Annotated in this window: 25 protein-coding genes and 1 other annotated feature; of the genes, 9 read left to right on the top strand and 16 right to left on the bottom strand. The window is 53.3% G+C overall.

What is annotated here, in order from left to right; all coding sequences use genetic code 11:
• Nucleotides 1–70: 70 nt before the first annotated feature.
• From btuD to thrS, 11 genes are all read right to left on the bottom strand, one after another.
• On the bottom strand, nucleotides 71–820 hold the full coding sequence (btuD, locus tag HVX64_RS10805) for a vitamin B12 ABC transporter ATP-binding protein BtuD (protein ID WP_044254789.1): 750 nt from the start codon (nucleotides 818–820) through the stop codon (nucleotides 71–73).
• Nucleotides 820–1,371, bottom strand: coding sequence for a glutathione peroxidase (locus HVX64_RS10800; RefSeq protein WP_044254791.1), 552 nt, complete (start codon nucleotides 1,369–1,371; stop codon nucleotides 820–822). Before HVX64_RS10800 ends, btuD begins: the two co-directional genes overlap by 1 nt.
• A gap of 63 nt (nucleotides 1,372–1,434) precedes the next feature.
• Nucleotides 1,435–2,415, bottom strand: coding sequence for a vitamin B12 ABC transporter permease BtuC (btuC, locus tag HVX64_RS10795; protein WP_043000872.1), 981 nt, complete (start codon nucleotides 2,413–2,415; stop codon nucleotides 1,435–1,437).
• A gap of 100 nt (nucleotides 2,416–2,515) precedes the next feature.
• Nucleotides 2,516–2,815 carry an integration host factor subunit alpha gene (gene ihfA, locus HVX64_RS10790; protein WP_001229265.1) on the bottom strand — a complete coding sequence of 100 codons (300 nt, stop codon included), beginning with the start codon at nucleotides 2,813–2,815 and terminating at the stop codon, nucleotides 2,516–2,518.
• Nucleotides 2,816–2,819: 4 nt separating this feature from the next.
• Nucleotides 2,820–5,207, bottom strand: coding sequence for a phenylalanine--tRNA ligase subunit beta (gene pheT / locus HVX64_RS10785; RefSeq protein ID WP_044254795.1), 2,388 nt, complete (start codon nucleotides 5,205–5,207; stop codon nucleotides 2,820–2,822).
• A gap of 15 nt (nucleotides 5,208–5,222) precedes the next feature.
• On the bottom strand, nucleotides 5,223–6,206 hold the full coding sequence (gene pheS, locus HVX64_RS10780) for a phenylalanine--tRNA ligase subunit alpha (protein WP_181825406.1): 984 nt from the start codon (nucleotides 6,204–6,206) through the stop codon (nucleotides 5,223–5,225).
• 62 nt (nucleotides 6,207–6,268) lie between these two features.
• Nucleotides 6,269–6,392, bottom strand: a sequence feature (Phe leader region).
• On the bottom strand, nucleotides 6,343–6,387 hold the full coding sequence (pheM, locus tag HVX64_RS10775; RefSeq protein ID WP_001386830.1) for a pheST operon leader peptide PheM: 45 nt from the start codon (nucleotides 6,385–6,387) through the stop codon (nucleotides 6,343–6,345). (Overlaps the previous feature by 45 nt.)
• Before the next feature lie 120 nt (nucleotides 6,393–6,512).
• Nucleotides 6,513–6,869 (bottom strand): 50S ribosomal protein L20, encoded by a 357-nt coding sequence (gene rplT, locus HVX64_RS10770; protein ID WP_000124850.1) that lies wholly within the window; start codon nucleotides 6,867–6,869, stop codon nucleotides 6,513–6,515.
• A gap of 88 nt (nucleotides 6,870–6,957) precedes the next feature.
• Nucleotides 6,958–7,155, bottom strand: a complete 198-nt coding sequence (rpmI, locus tag HVX64_RS10765; RefSeq protein ID WP_003030583.1) for a 50S ribosomal protein L35 — start codon at nucleotides 7,153–7,155, stop codon at nucleotides 6,958–6,960.
• A gap of 95 nt (nucleotides 7,156–7,250) precedes the next feature.
• A complete protein-coding gene (gene infC, locus HVX64_RS10760; RefSeq protein ID WP_043000875.1) occupies nucleotides 7,251–7,793 on the bottom strand; it encodes a translation initiation factor IF-3 in 543 nt (180 codons plus the stop codon).
• A gap of 3 nt (nucleotides 7,794–7,796) precedes the next feature.
• Complete coding sequence (gene thrS / locus HVX64_RS10755; protein WP_043000876.1) at nucleotides 7,797–9,725, bottom strand: threonine--tRNA ligase; 1,929 nt, start codon at nucleotides 9,723–9,725, stop codon at nucleotides 7,797–7,799.
• Between the two features lie 366 nt (nucleotides 9,726–10,091).
• Here thrS and yniD point away from each other — a divergent pair, with 366 nt between their 5' ends.
• Entirely contained in the window at nucleotides 10,092–10,199 is a 108-nt protein-coding gene (yniD, locus tag HVX64_RS10750) for a small membrane protein YniD (protein ID WP_086512613.1), read from the top strand.
• Nucleotides 10,200–10,322: 123 nt separating this feature from the next.
• Here yniD and HVX64_RS10745 read toward each other — a convergent pair whose 3' ends face one another.
• Entirely contained in the window at nucleotides 10,323–11,081 is a 759-nt protein-coding gene (locus tag HVX64_RS10745) for a YdiY family protein (RefSeq protein WP_043000877.1), read from the bottom strand.
• A 286-nt stretch (nucleotides 11,082–11,367) separates the two neighbouring features.
• Here HVX64_RS10745 and pfkB point away from each other — a divergent pair, with 286 nt between their 5' ends.
• The 3 genes from pfkB to HVX64_RS10730 all read left to right on the top strand — a co-directional run bounded on the left by pfkB (nucleotide 11,368) and on the right by HVX64_RS10730 (nucleotide 13,658).
• Complete coding sequence (gene pfkB / locus HVX64_RS10740) at nucleotides 11,368–12,300, top strand: 6-phosphofructokinase II (RefSeq protein WP_044254802.1); 933 nt, start codon at nucleotides 11,368–11,370, stop codon at nucleotides 12,298–12,300.
• 100 nt (nucleotides 12,301–12,400) lie between these two features.
• Nucleotides 12,401–12,691 carry a type V toxin-antitoxin system endoribonuclease antitoxin GhoS gene (gene ghoS, locus HVX64_RS10735; RefSeq protein WP_044254804.1) on the top strand — a complete coding sequence of 97 codons (291 nt, stop codon included), beginning with the start codon at nucleotides 12,401–12,403 and terminating at the stop codon, nucleotides 12,689–12,691.
• Nucleotides 12,692–12,797: 106 nt separating this feature from the next.
• Entirely contained in the window at nucleotides 12,798–13,658 is an 861-nt protein-coding gene (locus HVX64_RS10730; protein WP_043000880.1) for a fructosamine kinase family protein, read from the top strand.
• A gap of 43 nt (nucleotides 13,659–13,701) precedes the next feature.
• On the opposite strand, the gene HVX64_RS10725 is transcribed toward HVX64_RS10730, so the two are convergent.
• Nucleotides 13,702–14,238, bottom strand: coding sequence for a YniB family protein (locus tag HVX64_RS10725; protein ID WP_181825405.1), 537 nt, complete (start codon nucleotides 14,236–14,238; stop codon nucleotides 13,702–13,704).
• Between the two features lie 137 nt (nucleotides 14,239–14,375).
• On the opposite strand from HVX64_RS10725, the gene hxpB reads away from it, so the two are divergent.
• The 4 genes from hxpB (at nucleotide 14,376) to tcyP (ending at nucleotide 18,158) form a co-directional block, all read left to right on the top strand.
• The gene (gene hxpB, locus HVX64_RS10720) at nucleotides 14,376–15,044 is read left to right on the top strand and encodes a hexitol phosphatase HxpB (RefSeq protein WP_043000882.1); all 669 of its coding nucleotides are present in this window, start codon (nucleotides 14,376–14,378) and stop codon (nucleotides 15,042–15,044) included.
• 142 nt (nucleotides 15,045–15,186) lie between these two features.
• Nucleotides 15,187–15,948: a 2-dehydro-3-deoxy-D-gluconate 5-dehydrogenase KduD gene (kduD, locus tag HVX64_RS10715; RefSeq protein WP_044265461.1), complete on the top strand. Its 762-nt coding sequence runs from the start codon at nucleotides 15,187–15,189 to the stop codon at nucleotides 15,946–15,948.
• Between the two features lie 95 nt (nucleotides 15,949–16,043).
• Entirely contained in the window at nucleotides 16,044–16,634 is a 591-nt protein-coding gene (locus HVX64_RS10710) for a metal-dependent hydrolase (RefSeq protein WP_043000884.1), read from the top strand.
• A gap of 132 nt (nucleotides 16,635–16,766) precedes the next feature.
• Nucleotides 16,767–18,158 (top strand): cystine/sulfocysteine:cation symporter, encoded by a 1,392-nt coding sequence (gene tcyP, locus HVX64_RS10705; protein WP_044254811.1) that lies wholly within the window; start codon nucleotides 16,767–16,769, stop codon nucleotides 18,156–18,158.
• Nucleotides 18,159–18,209: 51 nt separating this feature from the next.
• On the opposite strand, the gene cedA is transcribed toward tcyP, so the two are convergent.
• A complete protein-coding gene (gene cedA, locus HVX64_RS10700; protein WP_071888400.1) occupies nucleotides 18,210–18,464 on the bottom strand; it encodes a cell division activator CedA in 255 nt (84 codons plus the stop codon).
• 202 nt (nucleotides 18,465–18,666) lie between these two features.
• Between cedA and katE the strand changes: the two genes are divergently transcribed.
• A complete protein-coding gene (gene katE / locus HVX64_RS10695) occupies nucleotides 18,667–20,925 on the top strand; it encodes a catalase HPII (RefSeq protein ID WP_044265464.1) in 2,259 nt (752 codons plus the stop codon).
• Between the two features lie 51 nt (nucleotides 20,926–20,976).
• Here the strand turns inward: katE and chbG are convergent, their stop codons facing one another.
• Together chbG and HVX64_RS10685 are read right to left on the bottom strand one after the other, a co-directional pair.
• Nucleotides 20,977–21,735, bottom strand: a complete 759-nt coding sequence (gene chbG / locus HVX64_RS10690) for a chitin disaccharide deacetylase (protein ID WP_044254817.1) — start codon at nucleotides 21,733–21,735, stop codon at nucleotides 20,977–20,979.
• An 11-nt stretch (nucleotides 21,736–21,746) separates the two neighbouring features.
• Complete coding sequence (locus HVX64_RS10685) at nucleotides 21,747–23,102, bottom strand: 6-phospho-beta-glucosidase (RefSeq protein WP_043000889.1); 1,356 nt, start codon at nucleotides 23,100–23,102, stop codon at nucleotides 21,747–21,749.
• Nucleotides 23,103–23,173: the final 71 nt, after the last annotated feature.

The raw sequence follows: 23,173 nt of genomic DNA, 5'->3' as shown, positions 1-23,173 counted from the left end.
ATCCTCTGTATTTTTTATTCTTCACCCCTTATAGCGGGTATTTACGCGGGTTTTCAAGAAACCATTTCGTTTAAGTGGTTGATATAATCATTCTGTGACCTTCGATGTCAAGACGCCGGAAGTGCAGACCATACGCCTGCGCTAAATGCGCTGGCGTCAGCACTTCATCACGTGGACCGCTGGCGAGCAGTTTCCCCTGTTTGAGCAACCACGCCCGGTGCGCGTGGCGCAAGGTATGATTCAGGTCGTGACTGCTCATCACGATGGCAATCCCCTGCTGGCACAAGCGGTGCAGAATGCGATCCAGCGCATTTTGCTGCGCGACATCAAGGCTGTTCATGGGCTCATCGAGGAGCAATAGCTGCCCCTGTGGGTTGGTCTCTGGCGCGATTTGCAGGATCACCGCGGCAAGACGGACGCGCTGCCATTCCCCACCTGAGAGCTCCTTCGCATTGCGTTCAAGTTTGTCCGCCAGCCCCAGCGACTCGGCCACCGCCATCAACTGGTCTGTGCGCGTTTTGTCTGGCTGATGTAGCGTCAGGAAGTGCCATACCGGCATCGCGAAGGGCGGATTTTGCTGCTGCGCCAGATAAGCACGATGGCGGGCAAGTTTAGCGGCGGGCCACAATGCCAGCTCAGTCCCCGCCAGAGCGATCGTTCCCGCCCCACTGGTTAACCCTGCCATCCGCGCCAGCAGCGTGCTCTTTCCGGCGCCGTTCGGCCCCACAAGATGCAGGATCTCCCCTGCCCGAATCTCGCCGGACAGAGGCCCTAACCGGGTCGATTCCGCCACATCCTGTAACTGCATCACTGAAGACATTATTTAGCCAACGCGAGTTTGATGCTTTCCATCACAATCGGATCTTCCGGCGTCATATCCGGAGAGAAACGCTGTATCACTTTGCCATCACGGCCTACGAGGAACTTCTCAAAGTTCCACAGGATATCGTCAGGATAGAGCGGCGCACGCCCTTTGCTGGCCATTCGCTCATAGAAACCACTCTCTTCAGGGGCTACAGCCGTCGGTGCCGCCTCAATCAGTTTCTGGTACAGCGGATGACGCCCCTCCCCGTTTACCTCAATCTTGCTGAACATCGGGAAGGTCACGCCCCAGGTCGTCGCGCACCAGGTTTTGATCTCGTCATCACTGCCAGGTTCCTGCCCAAGGAACTGATTGCAGGGAAAGCCCAGCACAATAAAGCCACGGTCGGCCCACGCTTTCTGAATATTTTCCAGTTGCTCATACTGTGGGGTAAGTCCGCATTTTGAAGCTACGTTAACAATCAGCAGAACATTACCTGTGTATTTCTCAAGCGTGGTCACTTCGCCATCAATCGTTGTCACTACCGTGTTCAGAATCGAGTCTTGCATAGCCTCTCCAGGATCGTGAGTGATTCAAATACCAGCTTCTAATCATAGACTGTCTTGTCGTACCTAACGTCCGGCTTTGAGTAACAGCCAGATAAAAACCGGTGCGCCGAGCGTCGCGGTGACCACGCCAATCGGCAATTCGGCGGAGGCCAGCGCCAGGCGAGCGACCACATCGGCCAGCAGCAGCGCAATGGCCCCCGCCAGCGCACAGGCAGGTAACAGCACGCGATGGTCCGTTAAGCCGCACAGGCGTAAAATATGGGGGATGACCAGGCCAATAAAACCAATTGCCCCGGCCAGCGCCACGCTGACACCGACCATCCATCCGGTGGCAACCACCAACAGATTTCGCCAGAACCACAAGGGGAGTCCCAGTTGTCGGGCAGAGGTTTCCCCCAACGCCAGCATGTTCATCGCCTGCGACTGGCAGCAGATCCACACCAGCACCGGAATCAGGGCCAGCATCAGCCAGGACTGCTCCCAGTTAACGCCGCCAAATCCCCCCATCATCCAGTACATCAACTGACGCAGATCGAATGAGGTAGAAAAATAGATGGCCCAGGTCATCAGCGCACTACAGATAATCCCCAGCGCCACGCCAGCAAGCAGCAGGCGGCTGGTCGAAAGATGACGACGGGCAAAACGCAGGAGGATCAACGTGATGACCAGCGCACCGGCAATCGCGCACAGTCCAAGCGCCCAGTGCGGCAGTATGCCCTTCCCCAGCAGCACGGCGGCGATCAGCCCCACGCCCGCACCGTTGGAGACGCCGAGCAACCCCGGCTCCGCAAGCGGGTTTTCAAACAGCGCCTGCATCACTGCGCCGGACAAAGCCAGCGCCGCGCCCACCAGCAGAACCGCCAGCGCGCGCGGAAGGCGAATTTGCCAGACAAAGAGTTCACCACGCGGCGTCAGCCAGTCAGCGGGCGATATCCACTGCTCTCCGGCGCACAGGCTCAACCACAGTGTCAGTAACATCAGTACCGACAGACTCAGGATCCAGCGCACATGTTGTCGCTGTTGTTGACGGGCAAAAGTCAGCATGATTTCCGTTCAACTGAAAAGGATGTCATTGATTCTACGGTGCGATACCCCCGCAGAAAAGAAAAAAGGCCGCAAAAGCGGCCTTTTTGGTTAGATCTGATTACTCATCTTTGGGCGAAGCGTTTTCGACTCGGCTCTTTAACTTCTGTCCGGGTCTGAAGGTCACCACGCGCCGTGCTGTAATGGGAATATCTTCGCCCGTTTTCGGGTTACGTCCCGGACGTTGATTCTTATCACGCAGATCGAAGTTACCAAAACCAGAGAGTTTTACCTGCTCACCGTTTTCCAGAGCACGACGGATCTCTTCGAAAAACAGTTCGACCAGTTCTTTGGCATCCCGCTTGCTAAGCCCAAGCTTATCAAACAGATATTCTGACATTTCAGCTTTTGTAAGCGCCATAGGTTCAATCCCTCAATGATGCCTGGAATCGCTCTTTTAATGCCTCTACACATTTGGCGACGGTAGCGGCAATCTCCTCTTCTTCGAGTGTACGGCTGGTATCCTGAAGGATCAGGCTAATGGCGAGGCTCTTATACCCCTCCGCAACACCCTTACCACGGTACACGTCAAATAAGTTTACGCCAACTACCTGATTTACGCCAACTTTCTTACACTCGGATAAAATATCAGCAGCGGGAACGTTTTCGGCGACGACCACAGCGATGTCGCGACGGTTCGCCGGGAAGCGTGAAATCTCGCGCGCCTGAGGCACCACGCGGTCTGCGAGCTTGTTCCACTCCAGTTCGAACACTAGAGTACGGCCATTGAGATCCAGCTTACGTTCCAGCTCAGGATGAACAACACCAATGAAACCAATGCGTTCACCTTTCAGATAAATCGCGGCTGACTGTCCCGGATGCAGTGCCGGATTGGCTTCTGCTCTGAACTGAATGTCACCGAGTTTACCGGTCAGATCCAACACCGCTTCCAGATCGCCCTTCAAATCATAGAAATCAACGGTCTCTTTTGCCAGATCCCAGTGCTCATCATAGCGGTTACCGCAAATAACCCCCGCCAGCATCAGATCCTGACGAATGCCCAGATTGGCCTGGGTATCCGGCACAAAACGCAGCCCACTTTCAAAAATACGTACGCGGTTCTGTTGACGATTCTGGTTATAGACCACCGTTGCCAGTAACCCCGTCCACAACGACAGACGCATTGCCGACATTTCACTGGAGATTGGGCTTGGCAGCAGCAGCGCCTCTTCACCCGGATGGAGCAACTGCTGCACTTTCGGGTCAACAAAGCTGTAAGTAATGACTTCCTGGTAGCCTTTGTCATTCAATAGCGTTTTCACACGCTTCAGCGACAAATTCGCTTCACGGTGCGTCCCCATAATCAGACCCGCCTGGATCGGTTCATCAGGGATGTTGTCGTAGCCATACACGCGGGCGACTTCTTCAACCAGGTCTTCTTCAATTTCCATGTCGAAGCGCCAACTTGGCGCAACGGCTTGCCACTCGCCTTGACCTTCGGTCACTTCACAGCCCAAACGGCGCAGGATATCGCTGACCTGTGCATCGGCAATGTGATGGCCAATCAGACGATCCAGCTTGCTGCGACGCAGCGTAATGGTCGCGCGCTTCGGCAGCGTGGTTTCATCCGTCACATCAATGATCGGACCAGCTTCGCCGCCGCAGATGTCAATCAGCAAACGGGTAGCACGTTCCATCGCTTTGTACTGCAAAGCCGGATCCACACCGCGCTCATAACGGTGAGACGCATCGGTATGCAGACCATGACGACGTGCGCGACCGGTAATTGACAGTGGGCTGAAGAAAGCGCATTCCAGCAGCACATTTTGCGTTTCATCATTCACGCCAGAATGCTCACCACCGAAGATACCGCCCATCGCCAGCGCTTTATGATGATCGGCAATTACCAACGTATCAGCGTTAAGCTTTGCTTCTGTGCCATCAAGCAGTACCAGCGTTTCGCCCTCTTTCGCCATGCGCACGACAATCCCGCCTTCAATGCGGTCTTTATCAAAGGCGTGCATCGGCTGACCCAGCTCAAGCAATACATAGTTGGTCACGTCAACCACGGCATCAATGGAGCGGATACCGCAACGGCGCAGTTTTTCTTTCATCCACAGCGGGGTTGGCGCTTTCACATTGATGCCTTTGACGACGCGACCCAGATAGCGCGGGCAGGCGTCGGTGGCGTCTACGGTAATCGGCAGAACATCAGTGATGGTTGCTGCTACCGGCGTGATTTCCGGCTCAACCAGCGGCGCTTTGTTCAGCACAGCCACGTCACGGGCGACACCGATGATGCCTAAGCAGTCAGCACGGTTAGGGGTCACGCTGATCTCAATGGTGTTGTCATCAAGCTTCAGGTATTCGCGGATGTCGGTACCGATCGGCGCATCGGCCGGCAGTTCAATAATGCCGCTGTGATCGTCGGAAATCCCCAGCTCGGAGAAGGAGCACAGCATGCCTTCAGACGGCTCGCCACGCAGCTTAGCGGCTTTAATTTTGAAATCGCCCGGCAGAACGGCACCGATGGTGGCAACCGCCACTTTCAGCCCCTGACGGCAGTTTGGCGCGCCGCAGACGATGTCCAGCAGACGCTCACCACCGACATTCACTTTCGTCACGCGCAGTTTGTCCGCATTCGGATGCTGGCCGCATTCAACCACTTCACCCACGACGACGCCATTAAATGCACCGGCAACCGCTTCAACACCGTCAACTTCCAGGCCTGCCATGGTGATTTGATTCGACAGCGCGTCGCTATCGATAGCCGGGTTAACCCACTCGCGTAACCACAGTTCACTGAATTTCATTGTTTTATCCTGCCTTTATTTAAACTGTTTGAGGAAACGCAGATCGTTTTCGAAGAACGCTCGCAGGTCAGTCACACCGTAACGCAACATGGTTAGACGCTCCATCCCCATCCCAAATGCGAAACCTGAGTAGATTTCCGGGTCGATACCAACGTTACGCAGAACGTTCGGATGCACCATGCCGCAGCCCAGCACTTCCAGCCATTTACCGTTTTTACCCATCACGTCCACTTCGGCAGATGGCTCAGTAAACGGGAAATAGGAAGGACGGAAACGAATCTGCAAATCTTCTTCAAAGAAGTTACGCAGGAAGTCATGCAGCGTCCCTTTCAGATTGGTAAAGCTGATGTTGGTATCCACAATCAGGCCTTCCATCTGATGGAACATCGGGGTGTGCGTCTGATCGTAGTCGTTACGATACACGCGACCCGGCGCGATAATGCGAATCGGCGGCTGCTGATCTTTCATGATACGGATCTGTACGCCGGATGTCTGGGTACGCAGCAGACGCGTTGCATCAAACCAGAAGGTGTCGTGATCGGCGCGAGCCGGGTGGTGACCAGGAATATTCAGCGCATCGAAGTTGTGGTAGTCATCTTCGATTTCCGGGCCGGTCGCCACGGTAAAGCCAAGCTCGCCAAAGAAGCTTTCAATGCGATCGATGGTACGGGTGACCGGATGCAGACCGCCATTTTCAATGCGACGCCCCGGCAAAGAAACGTCGATGGTTTCCGCTGCCAGACGCGCATTCAGCGCGGCGTTTTCCAGATCTGCCTTACGCGCGTTGAGTGCCTGCTGTACCTGCTCTTTCGCTTCGTTAATCACCGCACCGGCGGCAGGACGTTCTTCAGCTGGCAGCTCGCGCAGCGTCGTCATCTGAAGGGTCAGGTGCCCTTTTTTGCCCAAATATTCGACGCGCACATTGTCTAACGCGGCAACATCTGACGCCTGGTTAATGGCCGCCTTCGCACTGGCTACCAGTTCTGCGAGATGTGACATGGTTTTCCTCATTGTGTCGGTGAAGACACCGGTTCGTTGAACGTAATCTCTCGATTTCGGGCACAAAAAAAGCCTCCATCAGGAGGCTTTTTTGCGCTGTTTTTCGTTTCTTCTTTCACGCGCTAGCCTCCTGAAGTTAGGTGCTAAAGTAAAAAAAGAAGCGGAAAATAGCAGCATTCATGCTTGCGTTACCTTGTGTGGTAAAAACCGGAGAACCTTTATTGAAAAGGGTTACGGATCAATTGTCAACTTATTGACGGAACAACAAATAAAAGAGAGGGAGCCAGGCTCCCTCTTTTCACTGGCTTATGCCAGAGCTGCTTTCGCTTTTTCGACCAGAGCGGTGAACGCTACTTTGTCGAATACGGCGATGTCAGCCAGGATCTTACGGTCGATTTCAACAGAGGCTTTTTTCAGGCCGTTGATGAATTTGCTGTAAGAAATACCGTTCTGACGTGCTGCTGCGTTGATACGCGCAATCCACAGTTGACGGAACTGACGCTTACGTTGACGACGGTCACGGTAAGCATACTGACCTGCTTTGATGACGGCCTGGAAGGCAACGCGGTATACGCGAGAACGCGCACCGTAGTAACCTTTGGCTTGTTTCAAAATTTTCTTGTGACGTGCGCGTGCAATTACACCACGTTTTACGCGAGCCATAGTGCTCTCCTGTATCTATTCTGATTTGCCCCCCTTTCACCACAGTGAAATCGGTTGGGCATTAAAAATTTAAAAAAACGTTAACGGCTTATGCGTACGGCAGGCACGCGATAACCAGGCCCAGATCGCCTTTAGAAACAAGGCCTTTTGGACGCAGGTGACGTTTACGCTTAGTTGATTTTTTGGTCAGAATATGACGCAGGTTTGCGTGCTTACGCTTAAATCCACCACCACCGGTTTTTTTGAAGCGCTTAGCAGCACCGCGTACGGTCTTAATTTTTGGCATTTTAATAACTTCCACTTCGCATTGTTAATAAATGAAACCCAGGCGAGCAAAACCTGTGAAGCCCAAAGGCTTCACAGGAAATACTACTTGAAGGCCTACTGTTTCTTCTTGGGAGCGAGCACCATGATCATCTGGCGGCCTTCGATCTTCGTTGGGAAGGATTCGACTACTGCCAGTTCACTCAGATCGTCACGAACGCGCGTCAGCACTTCCATACCAATCTGTTGGTGGGCCATCTCACGACCGCGGAAACGCAGTGTGATCTTGGCCTTATCGCCATCTTCCAGAAAGCGAATCAGGCTGCGGAGTTTTACCTGATAATCGCCATCGTCGGTACCAGGACGGAATTTAATTTCCTTAACCTGGATAACTTTTTGCTTTTTCTTCTGTTCCTTAGAAGACTTACTCTTTTCATAAAGGAACTTGCCGTAGTCCATGATACGACAAACTGGCGGTTCGGCGTTAGGGCTGATTTCAACTAAATCTACTCCAGCCTCTTCAGCTTTTTCGATTGCTTCTCTCAGACTCACAATACCCAGCTGCTCGCCTTCCAGACCTGTTAAGCGAACTTCCTGGGCGCGAATCTCGCCATTGATACGATTCGGACGTGCCGTTTGAACTCGTTTTCCGCCTTTAATACCTTATTCCTCCAGTTGTTGAAGACTGCGGCTGCGAATCTCTTGTTGCAGCTTCTCAATCACTTCACTTACGTCAAGGCTGCCCAGGTCTTTCCCGCGGCGAGTGCGAACGGCAACTTTGCCTGCTTCCACTTCTTTATCACCACAGACCAACATATAAGGGACACGACGTAAAGTGTGCTCGCGGATTTTAAAGCCTATCTTCTCATTTCTCAAGTCTGCTTTTACACGAATGCCCGCATTTTGAAGTTTCTGCGTCAATTCGTTAACGTATTCAGACTGTGAATCAGTAATGTTCATCACCACTACCTGAACCGGCGCAAGCCAGGTCGGGAAGAAGCCTGCGAACTCTTCAGTCAGGATACCGATAAAACGTTCCATAGACCCAAGAATTGCGCGGTGAATCATTACCGGTACCTGACGCTCATTGTTTTCGCCCACATAGGAGGCGCTCAGACGAGACGGCAGGGAGAAGTCCAGCTGTACTGTACCGCACTGCCATGCGCGATCGAGGCAGTCATACAGGGTAAATTCAATTTTCGGACCGTAGAAGGCGCCTTCACCCAGTTGATATTCAAATGGGATATTGTTTTCTTCCAGCGCAACGGCCAGGTCCGCCTCAGCACGATCCCACATTTCGTCGCTACCGATACGTTTTTCGGGGCGAGTGGAGAGTTTGACAACGATTTTCTCGAAGCCAAATGTGCTGTACATATCGTAGACCATACGGATGCAGGCGTTAACTTCATCGCGGATTTGCTCTTCAGTACAGAAGATATGCGCATCATCCTGGGTGAAGCCGCGTACACGCATCAGACCATGCAACGCGCCTGACGGCTCGTTACGGTGGCAGCTACCAAACTCTGCCATACGCAGCGGCAGGTCGCGGTAGGATTTCAGGCCCTGATTAAAGATCTGTACGTGACCCGGACAGTTCATCGGCTTGATGCAGTATTCACGGTTCTCTGAAGAGGTGGTGAACATCGCATCTTTGTAGTTGTCCCAGTGCCCGGTTTTTTCCCACAGCACGCGGTCCATCATGAACGGCCCTTTCACTTCCTGATACTGATACTCTTTGAGCTTGGAACGCACAAAGACTTCCAGTTCGCGGAAAATAGTCCAGCCGTCGTTATGCCAGAACACCATACCCGGCGCTTCTTCCTGCATGTGATACAGGTCAAGCTGCTTACCAATTTTACGGTGGTCACGTTTTGCCGCTTCTTCCAGACGTTGCAGATAAGCGCTGAGGGCCTTTTTATCTGCCCAGGCCGTTCCGTAGATACGCTGCAACATCTTATTGTCGCTGTCGCCACGCCAGTACGCGCCTGCGGTTTTCATCAGTTTAAAGTGATGGCAGAAGCGCATATTCGGCACGTGCGGACCGCGGCACATGTCGACATATTCTTCATGATGATACAAACCAGGTTTGTCATCATGGGCAATGTTTTCATCAAGAATGGAGACTTTATAGATCTCGCCACGCTTCACGAAGGTTTCACGCGCTTCGTGCCAGCTGACTTTCTTCTTAATGACGTCGTAATTTTTCTCAGCGAGCTCGTGCATCCGCTTCTCGAGCGCATCGATATCTTCCTGGGTCAACGTACGGTCAAGGTCTACGTCATAGTAGAAGCCGTTGTCGACAACCGGACCGATAGCCATTTTGGTATTCGGCCAAAGTTGTTTGATCGCATGACCTAACAGGTGCGCGCAGGAGTGACGAATAATCTCCAGCCCTTCTTCATCTTTTGCGGTGATGATAGAGAGCGTCGCATCATTTTCGATCAGGTCAGAAGCATCAACCAGCTCGCCATTAACACGGCCAGCAAGGGTGGCTTTCGCCAGACCTGGACCAATGTCCAGCGCAACATCCATAGGGCTTACAGCGTGGTCGTAATGGCGTTGACTGCCATCAGGAAGAGTAATAACAGGCATGTTATGTCCTTATTTGCAGTGGTGACCCATACGCAAGATCACATACAAAGAGAAAATTTATTTGTTTACAGTTAGTTGTGCAGCCATCTAACCAACAATTGCTAAATTGGCGCACAATCTGGTACACATCCGCTTTCGCTACGCAAGCGCGGCAATGTGGTCGAACGATGGTAACACTAAAAAAAGGGAGAATGCACCCTTCTGTTTTATATTGGGCCGGATCATGACGTCAGCAAGCGTTTTTCGCCTCCTCCTCTCACCTGCCCTGAAGGATTGTCCTGGAGACAGAATGAATATCCATTCACTGACTGGCTGACAGTTTTGTTACACTAGGATTAACCGTCTGAAATCGACAGGATATAAATGATGCCATCAAATCGCTTCGCCAAAAAACACTGGAAAATGGTGGTCGTCCTGATCGTCATCTGTGGCGCAATGTTATTGCTACGCTGGGCGGCAATGATTTGGGGATAGCCGTGAAACGCTGCACCGTCGTGATTCAGGCAGCGTGCACATTCTGGACAAAAGCGCTGACGGGTAAATCGACGTCAGACACCGTAATAAAAAAGCCAGACTGGCGAACAGTCTGGCCTCAGTTTACATCCGGTAGCCCAGAGAGACGGTAGTACGTCTGTCCGTATGCTCCGGTGCCGTTTCCGGCGGTTCGGAGTTCCACGTCACGTTGTACGCCACCTTCAAACCAAAGTGCTCATTGATTGCCACATTTAGCGCCGTCTCGGAGTTCAGCGTCGTATCTTCAGCACCGAACACCGACACGCCTTGCGTAAATTTGGTGTTGTCTGATATCTGCCAGGCATACGCGCCAGAGGCATAGCCCAGCGGCTGCGTTTCCGTCGTGCCATCCGTATGTTCGTCGTACCGTACGCCCGGACCGAATTCAAAACGGAAACTGTGTACGGGACCGTTAAGGAACTGGCGACCATAACCGGCAGTGAACACGTCGCGCTCACGGTAGCCGTTATAACGGTCCGTCAGCCAACTCGCCTGGCCAAAAAGATAGTCATAATCGGTCACGTTGTAACGACTACGACCGCCAACCGCATATTTCTCTGAAGAGCGTTCATCATTGGAAGAGGTGTTGCTCGCGTTCCCCCACAGTGACCAGGCCGTTGTTTGGCCGTACCAGGTCATGGTCGTGTCCGCGGTCAAAGAAGAACTTTTCGTGTTGCCTGACTGCGCAAGATAACCGGCATTGAGATTGCCTTCGAAGGGTTTCTTCGCACTTGAGGGGTCATCCATGACAGTAAAAACGGAATCATCGGCAGTTGCATACATCGACGCAAACATGCCCCCCGCCAGCAGAACGGCAGCGGGAACTGTCTTTAAAAGCTTCATTTATAAAGAGTCCGTACAACAAAAAAAGAGACCATTACGGTCCCGGAAACTTTCAGAGGGATCAATGACAAACGCCCCAGGAAAGGTAACAAATTATAAAAAGGCTCGAATAACATAGCAATGAATTCTTATTTCATTTTTTGAATAAGAGAGCTCTCAAAACAATTAAATATTTATATATCCTTACGGTAAATTAAATAAATAAACTTTAATTAATCATATTGTTAATGACTTCACTTTAGGGCTATTCGGTGCCAGACTGAACATAGCCTAACAGGAGGTAACGATGGTACGTATCTATACGTTGACGCTTGCGCCCTCTCTCGATAGCGCAACGATCACTCCGCAAATCTATCCCGAAGGGAAACTCCGCTGTACTGCCCCGGTATTTGAGCCTGGCGGCGGTGGCATAAATGTCGCTCGCGCCATCGCCCATCTGGGCGGAACGGCAACCGCTATTTTCCCCGTCGGGGGGGCAACCGGTGAACACCTGGTGACCCTGCTCGCTGACGAAAACGTTCCGGTCGCAACCATTGATGCAAAAGACTGGACGCGTCAGAACCTGCATGTTCATGTCGAATCCAGCGGTGAACAGTATCGCTTTGTGATGCCCGGCGCGGCTCTGAATGACGATGAGTTTCGCCAGATAGAAGAGCAGGTTCTGGAGATCGAGTCCGGTGCCATTCTGGTGATCAGCGGTAGTCTGCCGCCAGGCGTTAACGTTGAAAAACTCAGCCAGTTAATTACCGCCGCGCAGAAACAGGGGATCCGTTGCATCATTGACAGCTCCGGCGAGGCGCTGACGGCCGCGTTAGCGATTGGCAATATCGAACTGGTTAAACCCAATCAGAAAGAACTCAGTGCCCTGGTTAATCGCGAACTGACGCAACCTGATGACGTGCGCAACGCGGCACAGGAAATTGTCCGCAGCGGCAAGGCACAGCGCGTCGTCGTCTCGCTCGGTCCTCAGGGCGCACTGGGCGTGGACAGTAAAACCTGTGTACAGGTTGTGCCGCCGCCGGTCAAAAGCCAGAGCACCGTGGGCGCGGGCGACAGTATGGTGGGAGCAATGACCCTCAAACTGGCTGAAGGCGCCTCGCTTGACGATATGGTGCGCTTCGGCGTGGCGGCCGGTAGCGCCGCCACCCTCAACCAGGGAACACGCCTGTGCTCCCATGACGATACACATAAAATCTACGCTTACCTTAGCCAGCCATAATAAATCCCCCTCTCTTCGAGGGGGGAATTTTGCGTAAACCTGTCGGCTTACGCGTTCACCGTCTATGCTACAAACTCATGAGATTACAAAGGGGTGTCAAATGGCCAGTGGGGAAATCACCCGATATGTTGTTACTATCACGTTCCACGAGGACTCCTTAACGGAAATAAATGAACTGAATAATCATCTTACCCGTGCCGGTTTTCTACTCACCCTTACGGATGATGACGGAAATGTGCATGAACTGGGAACCAATACCTTTGGGTTGATTAGCGCCCAGAGTCCGGACGAGGTCAAAGCTCTGGCCGCGGGACTGGCTGAAAGTGCGTTAGATAAAGTGCCGGAGGTCAGCGTGGTGACCTGGGACGAGTGGGGTCTCAGCGGACAATAAATGCCATTACCACGAAAACACGTCCACGGTGTGCGTTAGTTCGTGTTTTTTAACCGCATCTTTGCGCTAACCTTATGATCTGGCAGACAACATGGGGAGAGACATCATGTGGCAGGCTATCAGTCGTCTTTTAAGCGAGCAACTCGGTGAAGGCGAAATCGAACTGCGTAACGAACTGCCTGGCGGAGAAATTCATGCCGCGTGGCATTTACGCTATGCGGGACGCGATTTCTTCGTTAAATGTGATGAGCGAGAACTGCTTCCAGGCTTCACGGCAGAAGCCGACCAATTAGAACTGTTATCACGCAGCCATACGGTGACGGTCCCCAAAGTGTGGGCGGTGGGTGCGGATCGTGATTACAGCTTTCTGGTGATGGATTATCTCCCTCCCCGCCCCCTGGATGCGCACAGTGCATTTATTCTGGGGCAGCAGCTTGCCCACCTGCATGAATGGAGCGATCAGCCGCAGTTTGGGCTGGACTTCGATAACGCGCTCTCGACCACGCCGCAACCCAATGCCTGGCAGCGCCGCTGGTCTACTTTCTTCGCCGAACAGCGCATTGGCTGGCAACTCGAACTGGCGGCGGAAAAAGGGATTGCCTTTGGTAATATCGACGCCATCGTCGAGCACGTGCAACAGCGTCTCGCCTCCCACCAGCCGCAGCCCTCTTTATTACACGGCGATCTGTGGTCCGGGAACTGCGCGCTCGGGCCAGACGGTCCGTATCTGTTTGACCCAGCCTGTTACTGGGGAGACAGAGAGTGTGACCTGGCGATGTTGCCGCTGCATACTGAACAGCCGCCGCAAATTTATGATGGTTATCAGTCAGTGTCGCCGCTGCCGTTAGATTTTCTCGACCGGCAACCGGTATATCAACTGTATACCTTGCTCAACCGGGCAAGACTGTTTGGCGGCCAGCACCTGGTGATTGCGCAGAAGGCAATGGACAGATTGCTCGCGGCGTAATCATAGTTGACATCAATTGGCCGCCGGATGGCGGCCTTTTTGTTCAGACAAATCCCAGCAGGGAAAAAAACACATAGCCGGCAATGATGATAATCACCGGCAGGATGTAGAGCGGGAAAAACTGCAGAAAAATCGTGTGATGCGGCACCACGATCCGTGACTCGATCTGCTCGCGTGACAACCCTTTGCTGCCCTTGGCTTTCTCCAGAATCAACTGGTCTTCAACGCCTTCACGTAAAAACCGCGCCTGGCGGCTCATGCGCGCGCCGGAATCCTGCATCGCCAGACCGATAAAAATCAGCACAAAAATCAGCCAGAACAGAATGTTCAGGCTATTCTGGAAATCCGGCGTCGGCGAGTTGTACCAGAAGAGGTTCAGAAACGGGGTATTCACTCGCATCATGTCGATCATGACGTGGGCAAAATCGAGCATCACCGCGTTAATCCCTTCCTGCTTTTCGCTGTGCGCGTACATAAATTTCAGGGCTGAGATCAGCGTGGAGAGAAGCGCCGGGATAAATATCACCCATCCTAAGATCCTTTTTAACACTGCAATGCGTCCAGCTTGTTGATACGTCATGAGTTCCCCTTGATGAAGACGCGTCGTTTTGGCTTAAGTCTACCTGCTGATAACCCTTTTCGCCCGATCTTTAAAAACGTTATGATAGCGGCTAACGCTGAATACCCTACATTTAATGCTCAACAGGAGAGGTTGTAATGTCAACCCCGCGTCAAATTCTTGCGGCCATATTCGATATGGATGGATTGCTGATTGATTCCGAGCCGCTGTGGGATCGGGCTGAACTGGACGTGCTGTCCAGCATCGGCGTCGATATCACTCGTCGTCACGAACTCCCGGATACGCTGGGACTGCGCATCGATATGGTTGTCGATCTCTGGTTTGCTCAGCAGCCGTGGAACGGGCCGAGCCGCCAGGAGGTCACCGATCGCGTCATTACCCGTGCCATCACGCTGGTTGAAGAGACGCGTCCGCTATTACCGGGCGTCAAAGAAGCGGTCGCGTTGTGTAAAGCGCAAGGTTTGAAAGTCGGACTGGCGTCAGCATCCCCTCTGCATATGCTGGAAAAAGTACTGGCGATGTTCGACCTGCGGGAGAGCTTTGATGCTATCGCTTCCGCGGAGAAACTACCCTACAGCAAGCCACATCCCCAGGTTTACATCGACTGCGCGGCGAAACTGGGCGTTGACCCGTTATGTTGTGTGGCGCTGGAAGATTCCGTCAACGGTATGGTGGCATCGAAAGCCGCGCGGATGCGCTCTATCGTCGTACCGGACAAAGAGGTGCGACACGATCCGCGCTATATCCTCGCTGACGTCAGGCTCAACACACTCACGGAACTGACCATCGCCGATTTACTTGGCTAACCGGGATCGGGCAATGGCCACATTGCCCGTCTTGCCAACAGTCAAAATTAAAACGACGTTTCATTTTTATTGTATTCTTTCGGTTCCTCTCCTATCCTTCTTTCAGGCACATAACAGATAAAAACGGATAGCCGAGGTCATTATGATTCTGGATGCATTTCGTCTCACAGGTAAAGTCGCCATTGTCACCGGTTGTGATACCGGGCTCGGGCAAGGGATGACGGTTGCGCTGGCGCAAGCCGGTTGCGATATCATCGGCGTGAACCGCAAAGTCCCTCATGACACCGCCGCCAAAGTTGAAGCGCTGGGTCGCCGCTTTTTCGCCATACAGGCCGATCTAAGCCAACAGGCAGTCATCGCGGACGTTATCGCCCAGGCGGTAGAGAAATTCGGTCGCATCGACATTCTGGTGAACAACGCCGGGACCATTCGTCGCGAAGACGCACTCAGTTTTACTGAAAAGGACTGGGACGACGTGATGAACCTGAATCTCAAGTCGCTCTTCTTTCTCTCCCAGGCCGTTGCACGCCAGTTCATCGCCCAGGGCCAGGGCGGAAAAATCATCAACATCGCGTCAATGCTGTCGTTTCAGGGCGGTATTCGCGTCCCGTCCTATACGGCCTCAAAGAGCGGTGTTCTGGGCATTACCCGACTGTTAGCGAATGAGTGGGCGCAGCATCAGATTAACGTCAACGCTATCGCCCCCGGTTACATGGCAACCAACAACACCCAACAACTGCGGGAAGATGCTGAACGCAATAAAGAGATTGTCGATCGTATCCCGGCGGGCCGCTGGGGAACGCCAGACGATCTGCAGGGTCCGGTCGTTTTCCTCGCCTCGAAGGCAGCAGATTACATCAACGGTTATACGCTGGCCGTCGATGGCGGTTGGTTAGCGCGTTAAACGCGCATTATTGACAAAGAGTTACAACGTCACCACTTCCGCCCACTGTATAAAAATCCTATACTGTACGAATTCACAGTTTATCAGGTTTTATCATGACGGCGGAAGGTCACCTCCTCTTTTCCATTGCCTGCGCGGTGTTTGCTAAAAACGCGGAACTCACGCCCGTACTCGCACAGGGTGACTGGTGGCATATTGTTCCTTCCGCTATTCTGACCTGTCTGTTACCGGACATTGATCACCCAAAGTCATTTCTCGGTCAGCGACTAAAATGGATTTCGAAACCGATCGCCCGTGCGTTCGGCCATCGCGGATTCACTCACAGTCTGCTGGCCGTCTTTGCGCTGCTGGCGACCTTCTACCTGAAAGTGCCGGAGAGCTGGGTTATCCCCGCCGATGCCTTGCAGGGTATGGTGATAGGCTATCTGAGCCATATCGCCGCCGATATGCTGACGCCAGCGGGCGTCCCCCTGCTCTGGCCCTGTCGCTGGCGCTTTCGCCTGCCGATTCTGGTCCCGCAGAAAGGTAATCAACTGGAGCGATTTCTCTGCATGGCGCTGTTTGCCTGGGCGGTATGGATGCCCCAGACCTTGCCCCAGAACAGTGCAGTTCGCTGGTCATCCGATATGATTAATACACTGCAATGGCAGTTCAATCGCTTTATAAAGCATCAAATCGACCAGTAAAGCAGCGAAATTATCGTTTTTGGCATAAACAATTCCATTTGAATATAAGAGCCAGGTCACAGTTCTGCTAACCTTGCGGCAACAGGATCGCTGTGACACAGCGGGACGAATAATAAAATCAGGAGAACGGGGATGAATTTTCCATTAATCGCGAACATTGTGGTGTTCGTCATTCTGCTGTTTGTGCTGGCGCAAGCCCGTCATAAACAGTGGAGTCTGGCAAAGAAAGTGCTGGTCGGTCTGGTCATGGGTGTGGTCTTTGGCCTTGCGCTGCACACCATCTATGGCTCTGACAGCCAGGTGCTGAAAGATTCCGTCCAGTGGTTCAACATTGTTGGTAACGGCTATGTTCAACTGCTGCAAATGATCGTCATGCCGCTGGTATTTGCCTCGATTCTGAGCGCGGTCGCCCGTCTGCATAACGCCTCACAGTTGGGGAAAATTAGCTTTCTGACCATCGGGACCCTGCTGTTTACCACATTGATTGCTGCATTGGTCGGTGTGCTGGTGACCAATCTGTTTGGCCTGACCGCTGAAGGTCTGGTTCAGGGCGGTGCCGAAACGGCGCGACTGAATGCCATTGAAACCAACTATGTCGGTAAAGTGGCCGATCTCACTGTCCCGCAGTTGGTGCTCTCCTTTGTACCGAAAAACCCGTTTGCCGATCTGACTGGCGCGAACCCGACGTCCATTATTAGCGTGGTCATTTTTGCCGCCTTCCTCGGCGTCGCCGCGCTGAAACTGCTCAAAGATGACGCGCCGAAAGGTGAACGTGTGCTGACCGCAATCGACACCCTGCAAAGCTGGGTGATGAAACTGGTCCGTCTGGTCATGCAGTTAACGCCTTACGGCGTCCTGGCGCTGATGACCAAAGTGGTAGCGGGTTCTAACCTGCAGGATATCATTAAGCTGGGTAGCTTCGTCATTGCCTCGTATCTCGGTCTCGGCATTATGTTCGTTGTCCACGGCGTACTGCTGGGTGTTAACGGCGTGAGCCCGCTCAAGTACTTCCGCAAAGTGTGGCCGGTTCTGACCTTCGCGTTTACCAGCCGTTCCAGCGCCGCCTCTATCCCGCTGAACGTGGAAGCGCAAACCCGTCGTCTGGGCGTGCCGGAATCTATCGCGAGCTTCGCCGCCTCCTTTGGTGCGACGATTGGCCAGAATGGCTGTGCTGGTTTGTATCCGGCCATGCTGGCCGTTATGGTGGCGCCGACGGTCGGTATTAACCCGCTGGATCCTCTCTGGATTGCGACGCTGGTCGGCATTGTGACCGTCAGCTCTGCCGGGGTAGCCGGTGTCGGTGGCGGTGCCACGTTCGCCGCGCTGATCGTACTGCCCGCGATGGGGCTGCCTGTCACGCTGGTGGCGCTGCTCATCTCCGTTGAGCCGCTGATTGACATGGGCCGTACCGCGCTGAACGTCAGCGGGTCAATGACCGCAGGTACGCTGACCAGCCAGTGGCTGAAGCAAACCGATAAAACCATTCTGGACAGTGAAGACGACGCCGAACTGGCGCATCACTAAACGTCCCCAAAACAGAAAACCGCCCTTCGAGGCGGTTTTTTTATGCCGGAATTAATCCGCTATTTCGTTTTCCTGACGAATCTGATTTGCCCAGCGCTGGGCAGATTCCGCCTCGCTGAACGCCGGCGATCGCTGGAACGACTCCCCCATTAAGACAAACGCGACATACTTCCCGCGCAAGATCCACACGTCACGAAACGCGTCCATTTTTATTGCATGTTCGGGCGGTGCAGGTTCAACACGCGGAACATAACTAATAACCGGGCGATTTTGTTGGCGAAGAGGTTTCATCATTAATTGCTTCACTAAGACAAATTCAAAAATCAGAAAAGAACTATCTTAGCCGATTTTACCCCCGCCCGTCCTGCTCCTGGCGTGCGCTTTCCCCTGTCAACCAACGCTGTCATCCGCGTTCTGCCCGGCGGGATCACACGAGTGGACTATAGTTAGAGGGTTTTTGACAAAAAAATATCGACCCTTTCAGCAATGAAAAATGGAGACGAGTTCAATGTCGCATAATGAGAAAAATCCCCATCCACATCAATCACCGGTGCACGATCCGCGCGAAGCAAAACCGGGTCTGGACTCTCTGGCTCCTGATAATGAGTCGTATCGCCCTGTTCCTGAACCGACGCCTCCAGGCGCGCAACCTACCGCGCCCGGCAGTCTGAAAGCCCCGGATACCGGCAATAAAAAGCTGAGCGATCTGGAAACGGTACGCAAGGGCAGCGAGAATTTTGCCCTCACTACTAACCAGGGCGTACGCATTGCTGATGACCAGAATTCATTGCGTGCAGGCAGTCGTGGTCCTACGCTGCTTGAAGATTTCATCCTGCGCGAAAAAATCACCCATTTTGACCACGAGCGCATTCCCGAGAGGATCGTCCATGCACGCGGCTCGGCAGCTCACGGCTATTTCCAGCCCTACAAAAATCTGAGCGACATCACCAAAGCCGACTTTCTCTCTGACCCGGATAAAATCACCCCGGTCTTCGTACGTTTTTCCACTGTTCAGGGCGGCGCAGGCTCGGCGGATACGGTGCGTGATATCCGTGGTTTTGCCACCAAGTTTTATACCGAAGAAGGCATTTTTGATCTGGTTGGCAATAATACCCCTGTCTTTTTTATTCAGGACGCGCATAAATTTCCTGACTTTGTGCATGCGGTAAAACCGGAGCCGCACTGGGCGATACCGCAGGGACAAAGTGCGCATGACACCTTCTGGGATTACGTGTCGTTACAGCCAGAAACCCTGCATAACGTCATGTGGGCGATGTCCGATCGCGGCATTCCGCGCAGTTATCGCACCATGGAAGGGTTTGGCATCCACACCTTCCGTCTGATCAACGCCGAGGGTAAGGCCACCTTCGTTCGTTTCCACTGGAAACCTCTGGCAGGTAAAGCCTCACTGGTATGGGATGAAGCGCAGAAGCTGACCGGTCGCGACCCGGACTTCCATCGCCGGGAACTGTGGGAAGCCATTGAAGCCGGTGATTTCCCGGAATATGAACTGGGACTGCAATTGATCCCGGAAGAGGACGAGTTGAAATTCGACTTTGACTTACTGGATCCGACCAAACTGATCCCCGAAGCGCTGGTTCCGGTGCAGCGCGTCGGTAAAATGGTACTCAACCGCAACCCCGATAATTTCTTCGCCGAAAACGAACAGGTCGCCTTTCATCCCGGCCATATCGTTCCCGGCATTGATTTCACGAACGATCCGCTGTTGCAGGGGCGTTTGTTCTCCTATACCGATACGCAGATTAGTCGTCTTGGCGGACCTAACTTCCACGAAATCCCAATCAACCGCCCGACCTGCCCGTATCACAACTTCCAGCGTGACGGCATGCACCGCCAGGATATTGATACCAACCCGGCAAACTATGAACCCAATTCCATCAATGACAACTGGCCGCGTGAAACGCCGCCGGGACCGAAACGCGGCGGCTTTGAGTCATATCAGGAACGCATCGAAGGTAACAAAATCCGTGAACGTAGCCCCTCGTTTGGCGAATATTACGCCCATCCGCGTCTGTTCTGGTCAAGCCAGACGCCCGTGGAACAGTTGCATATCATCGATGCCTTCAGCTTTGAACTGAGTAAGGTTGTTCGTAGCTGGATCCGTGAACGGGTGGTCGACCAACTGGCGCATATCGACATTAACCTCGCGCAGGCGGTCGGGAAGAATCTGGGGATCGCGTTAAGCGATGAACAGACACAAATTGCACCGCCGCCAGAGGTGAACGGACTGAAGAAAGATCCTTCACTCAGTCTGTATGCCGTGCCGGACGGCGATATCAAAGGCCGCGTCGTCGGGATTTTGCTCAACGGAAAAGTGAAATCCGCCGATCTGCTTTCAATACTCCAGGCGCTTAAGGCGAAAGGCGTCCACGCGAAACTGCTCTACTCCCGCATGGGCGAGGTGGTCGCAGATGATGGTTCAACGCTGACCATCGCCGCCACTTTTGCCGGAGCACCGTCTCTCACCGTGGATGCAGTCATTGTGCCGTGCGGTGACATCGCCGATATTGAGGACAACGGCGACGCGCAGTACTACCTGCTGGAAGCCTATAAGCATCTCAAACCTATTGCACTCGCCGGTGAAGCACGACGCTTTAAAGCGCGACTTCATATCGACAGTCAGGGAGAGGAAGGCGTTGTTGAAGGCGCTGATGCGGATAGCCGTTTTATGGATGAGCTGTTTACATTGATGGCAGCTCACCGTGTCTGGTCGCGCACGGCTAAAATCCCGGCCGTACCAGCCTGAGGCAAATCGCGGGCAAAAAAAGCGGCGCACCACGCGCCGCAAACTCAGGAGTCAGACATCAAGAAAACTGCCCAGACGGTAGCCACGTTCTGCAATCGCATACTTGAGCGAGGCCGACGTCAGCACGTCCAGTTCAGTCAAGCGGGGGTAACAATAGGCGCTCTGACGGATGATATTGTCAATAAACGCCGGGTGACACATCACTTCCAGTGAGGATTCTCCACGTTTTGCTGAAGCATCGAGAGCCTGCAGAAACAACGCTTCCGAAATCGCTTCCCCGTAAAACTCACTGCTGAACCCTTGCGAGCTACGCAGCGTCGCCGGAAGATCGCCTGCCTGGAACACCGGCTGACGATCAATGCGCAGCGCAAGATTACGCTCTGCGGCAAATCGCGCGACAAGGGGGAAGATCTGCGGGAACATATGCACATGGTGATGGCTATCCAGGTGCGTCGGCTCCCGTCCGAACAGGTCGATGAAACGCTGGTACTGACTGGCAAGCTCACGGGCGATTGCATCCAACGGCAGCGTATCTTCCTCTGCCATCTGCCAGATCCATTTTCCCAGACGCCCTTCACGGGTTAATCCCGGCATCTCGGTCAGCGGTTTTCCCAGCGTCAGAACAAAGTGCATCCCTACCGCCAGCGTCGGCAGATCGCGGCTTAAGGCGACCGCATGCTCAATGGCATCACCGTTCACCAGCGCCGTGGTCGAGGTCACCACACCGTGGCGACTGGCCTCCACGATGCCGTAGTTTTGCCCTTTGCTCAGGCCAAAATCATCCGCGTTTACAATCAATAAGCGTTCCATAGCCGACCTCTTTAGTGTTGTGCGTCTTTAAGCTTCGCAATGCACCCGGCAAAGTTTGGCAGCCACTTTTCGTGCGCCAGAATCAGTTCACGCGCCAGCCCTTCTGCGTCGTGGTCTGAGTGCACCAGCGGGCTCAGGTTCAGCGCCAGCAACACATCGTTAAACTCACCACTCAGCGCCGCGTTACTGGCAGCGACTTCAAAACCTTTGATGGTATAGATCAATCCCAACACTTTCTCGTCAAAATGGGTGATACGCGGCGTCGGCGTTGCCCCATTGCGACCCAGCGTACAGGTCATCTCTACCGCCCAGTCGGCCGGAATGTTATCGACGTGGCCGTGATGCGGAATGTTGACGTAATGCTCGGTTTGCTTGTCATTAAAAATGGCATTAATGACTTCACAGGCGGCGTCAGAGTAGTACGCGCCACCGCGCTGCTCCAGCTCCTTCGGCTTGACGTTCAGCTCCGGGTTCTTATACAGATCGAACAGCTGTTTCTCGACCTTCTGTACCACCTGAGCCCGCGCGCCCCCCTTGTAGTATTCGCCTATCTCAATCGCCAGCATCTCTTTTTGCTTGAAGTAGTACAGCAAATACGAGCATGGCAGCAGATTCAGAGAGCGAATCAGCCCTTCGCTGAACGGCAGATCGAAAATGTTTTTCACCGTGGAGGCTTTAAGTTGGCCCGAGGCTACGCCATCCAGCAGTTCGGCAAAGCGTGACTGCCCGTTGACGATCACGTCTTTAATGAACACCATGTGGTTGAGACCAAACAGGTCGATCGACAGGTCATCACTCTCTTTCAGTGCCAGCACATCGTGGATGAACATCTTCATCCCGACCGGAATGTTGCACACGCCAATAAAGCGTTTGAAGTTCGTATGACGATAGACCGCTTCGGTCACCATGCCTGCCGGGTTAGTAAAGTTGATCACCCAGGCATTCGGGCACAGTTCTTCCACATCGTTAATAATGTCGAAAATCACCGGGATCGTGCGCAGCCCTTTGAACAGACCACCGGCACCGTTGGTTTCCTGGCCCAGGTAGCCGTGACTCAACGGAATACGCTCATCCAGTTCACGCGCTTTCAACTGTCCTACGCGCAACTGCGTGGTTACGAAATCGGCATCTTTCAGCGCTTCGCGGCGATCCAGAGTTTTAAACACCTTCATCGGCACGCCTGCTTTTTCGATCATACGCTGACAAAGTTGATAAATAATATCCAGTTTCTCTTCACCGCCTTCGACGTCAACCAGCCACAATTCGGAAACCGGCAGCTCGTGGTAGCGTTTAATAAATCCTTCCAGCAATTCCGGGGTATAGCTGCTGCCACCACCAATGGTGACGACTTTTAATTTCTGGCTCATCGTTTCTCCCTTCAGTGCTTAACACTGGCGTGAATGATGCTCTGCCCTTCTGTCAGATATGACGCAGACGT

It is taken from the genome of Citrobacter sp. RHB20-C16, assembly GCF_013890155.1.
Classification (GTDB): domain Bacteria; phylum Pseudomonadota; class Gammaproteobacteria; order Enterobacterales; family Enterobacteriaceae; genus Citrobacter_A; species Citrobacter_A amalonaticus.
Note: the sequence above shows the minus strand (reverse complement) of the source record. Positions and strands in the feature narration are given on the sequence as shown.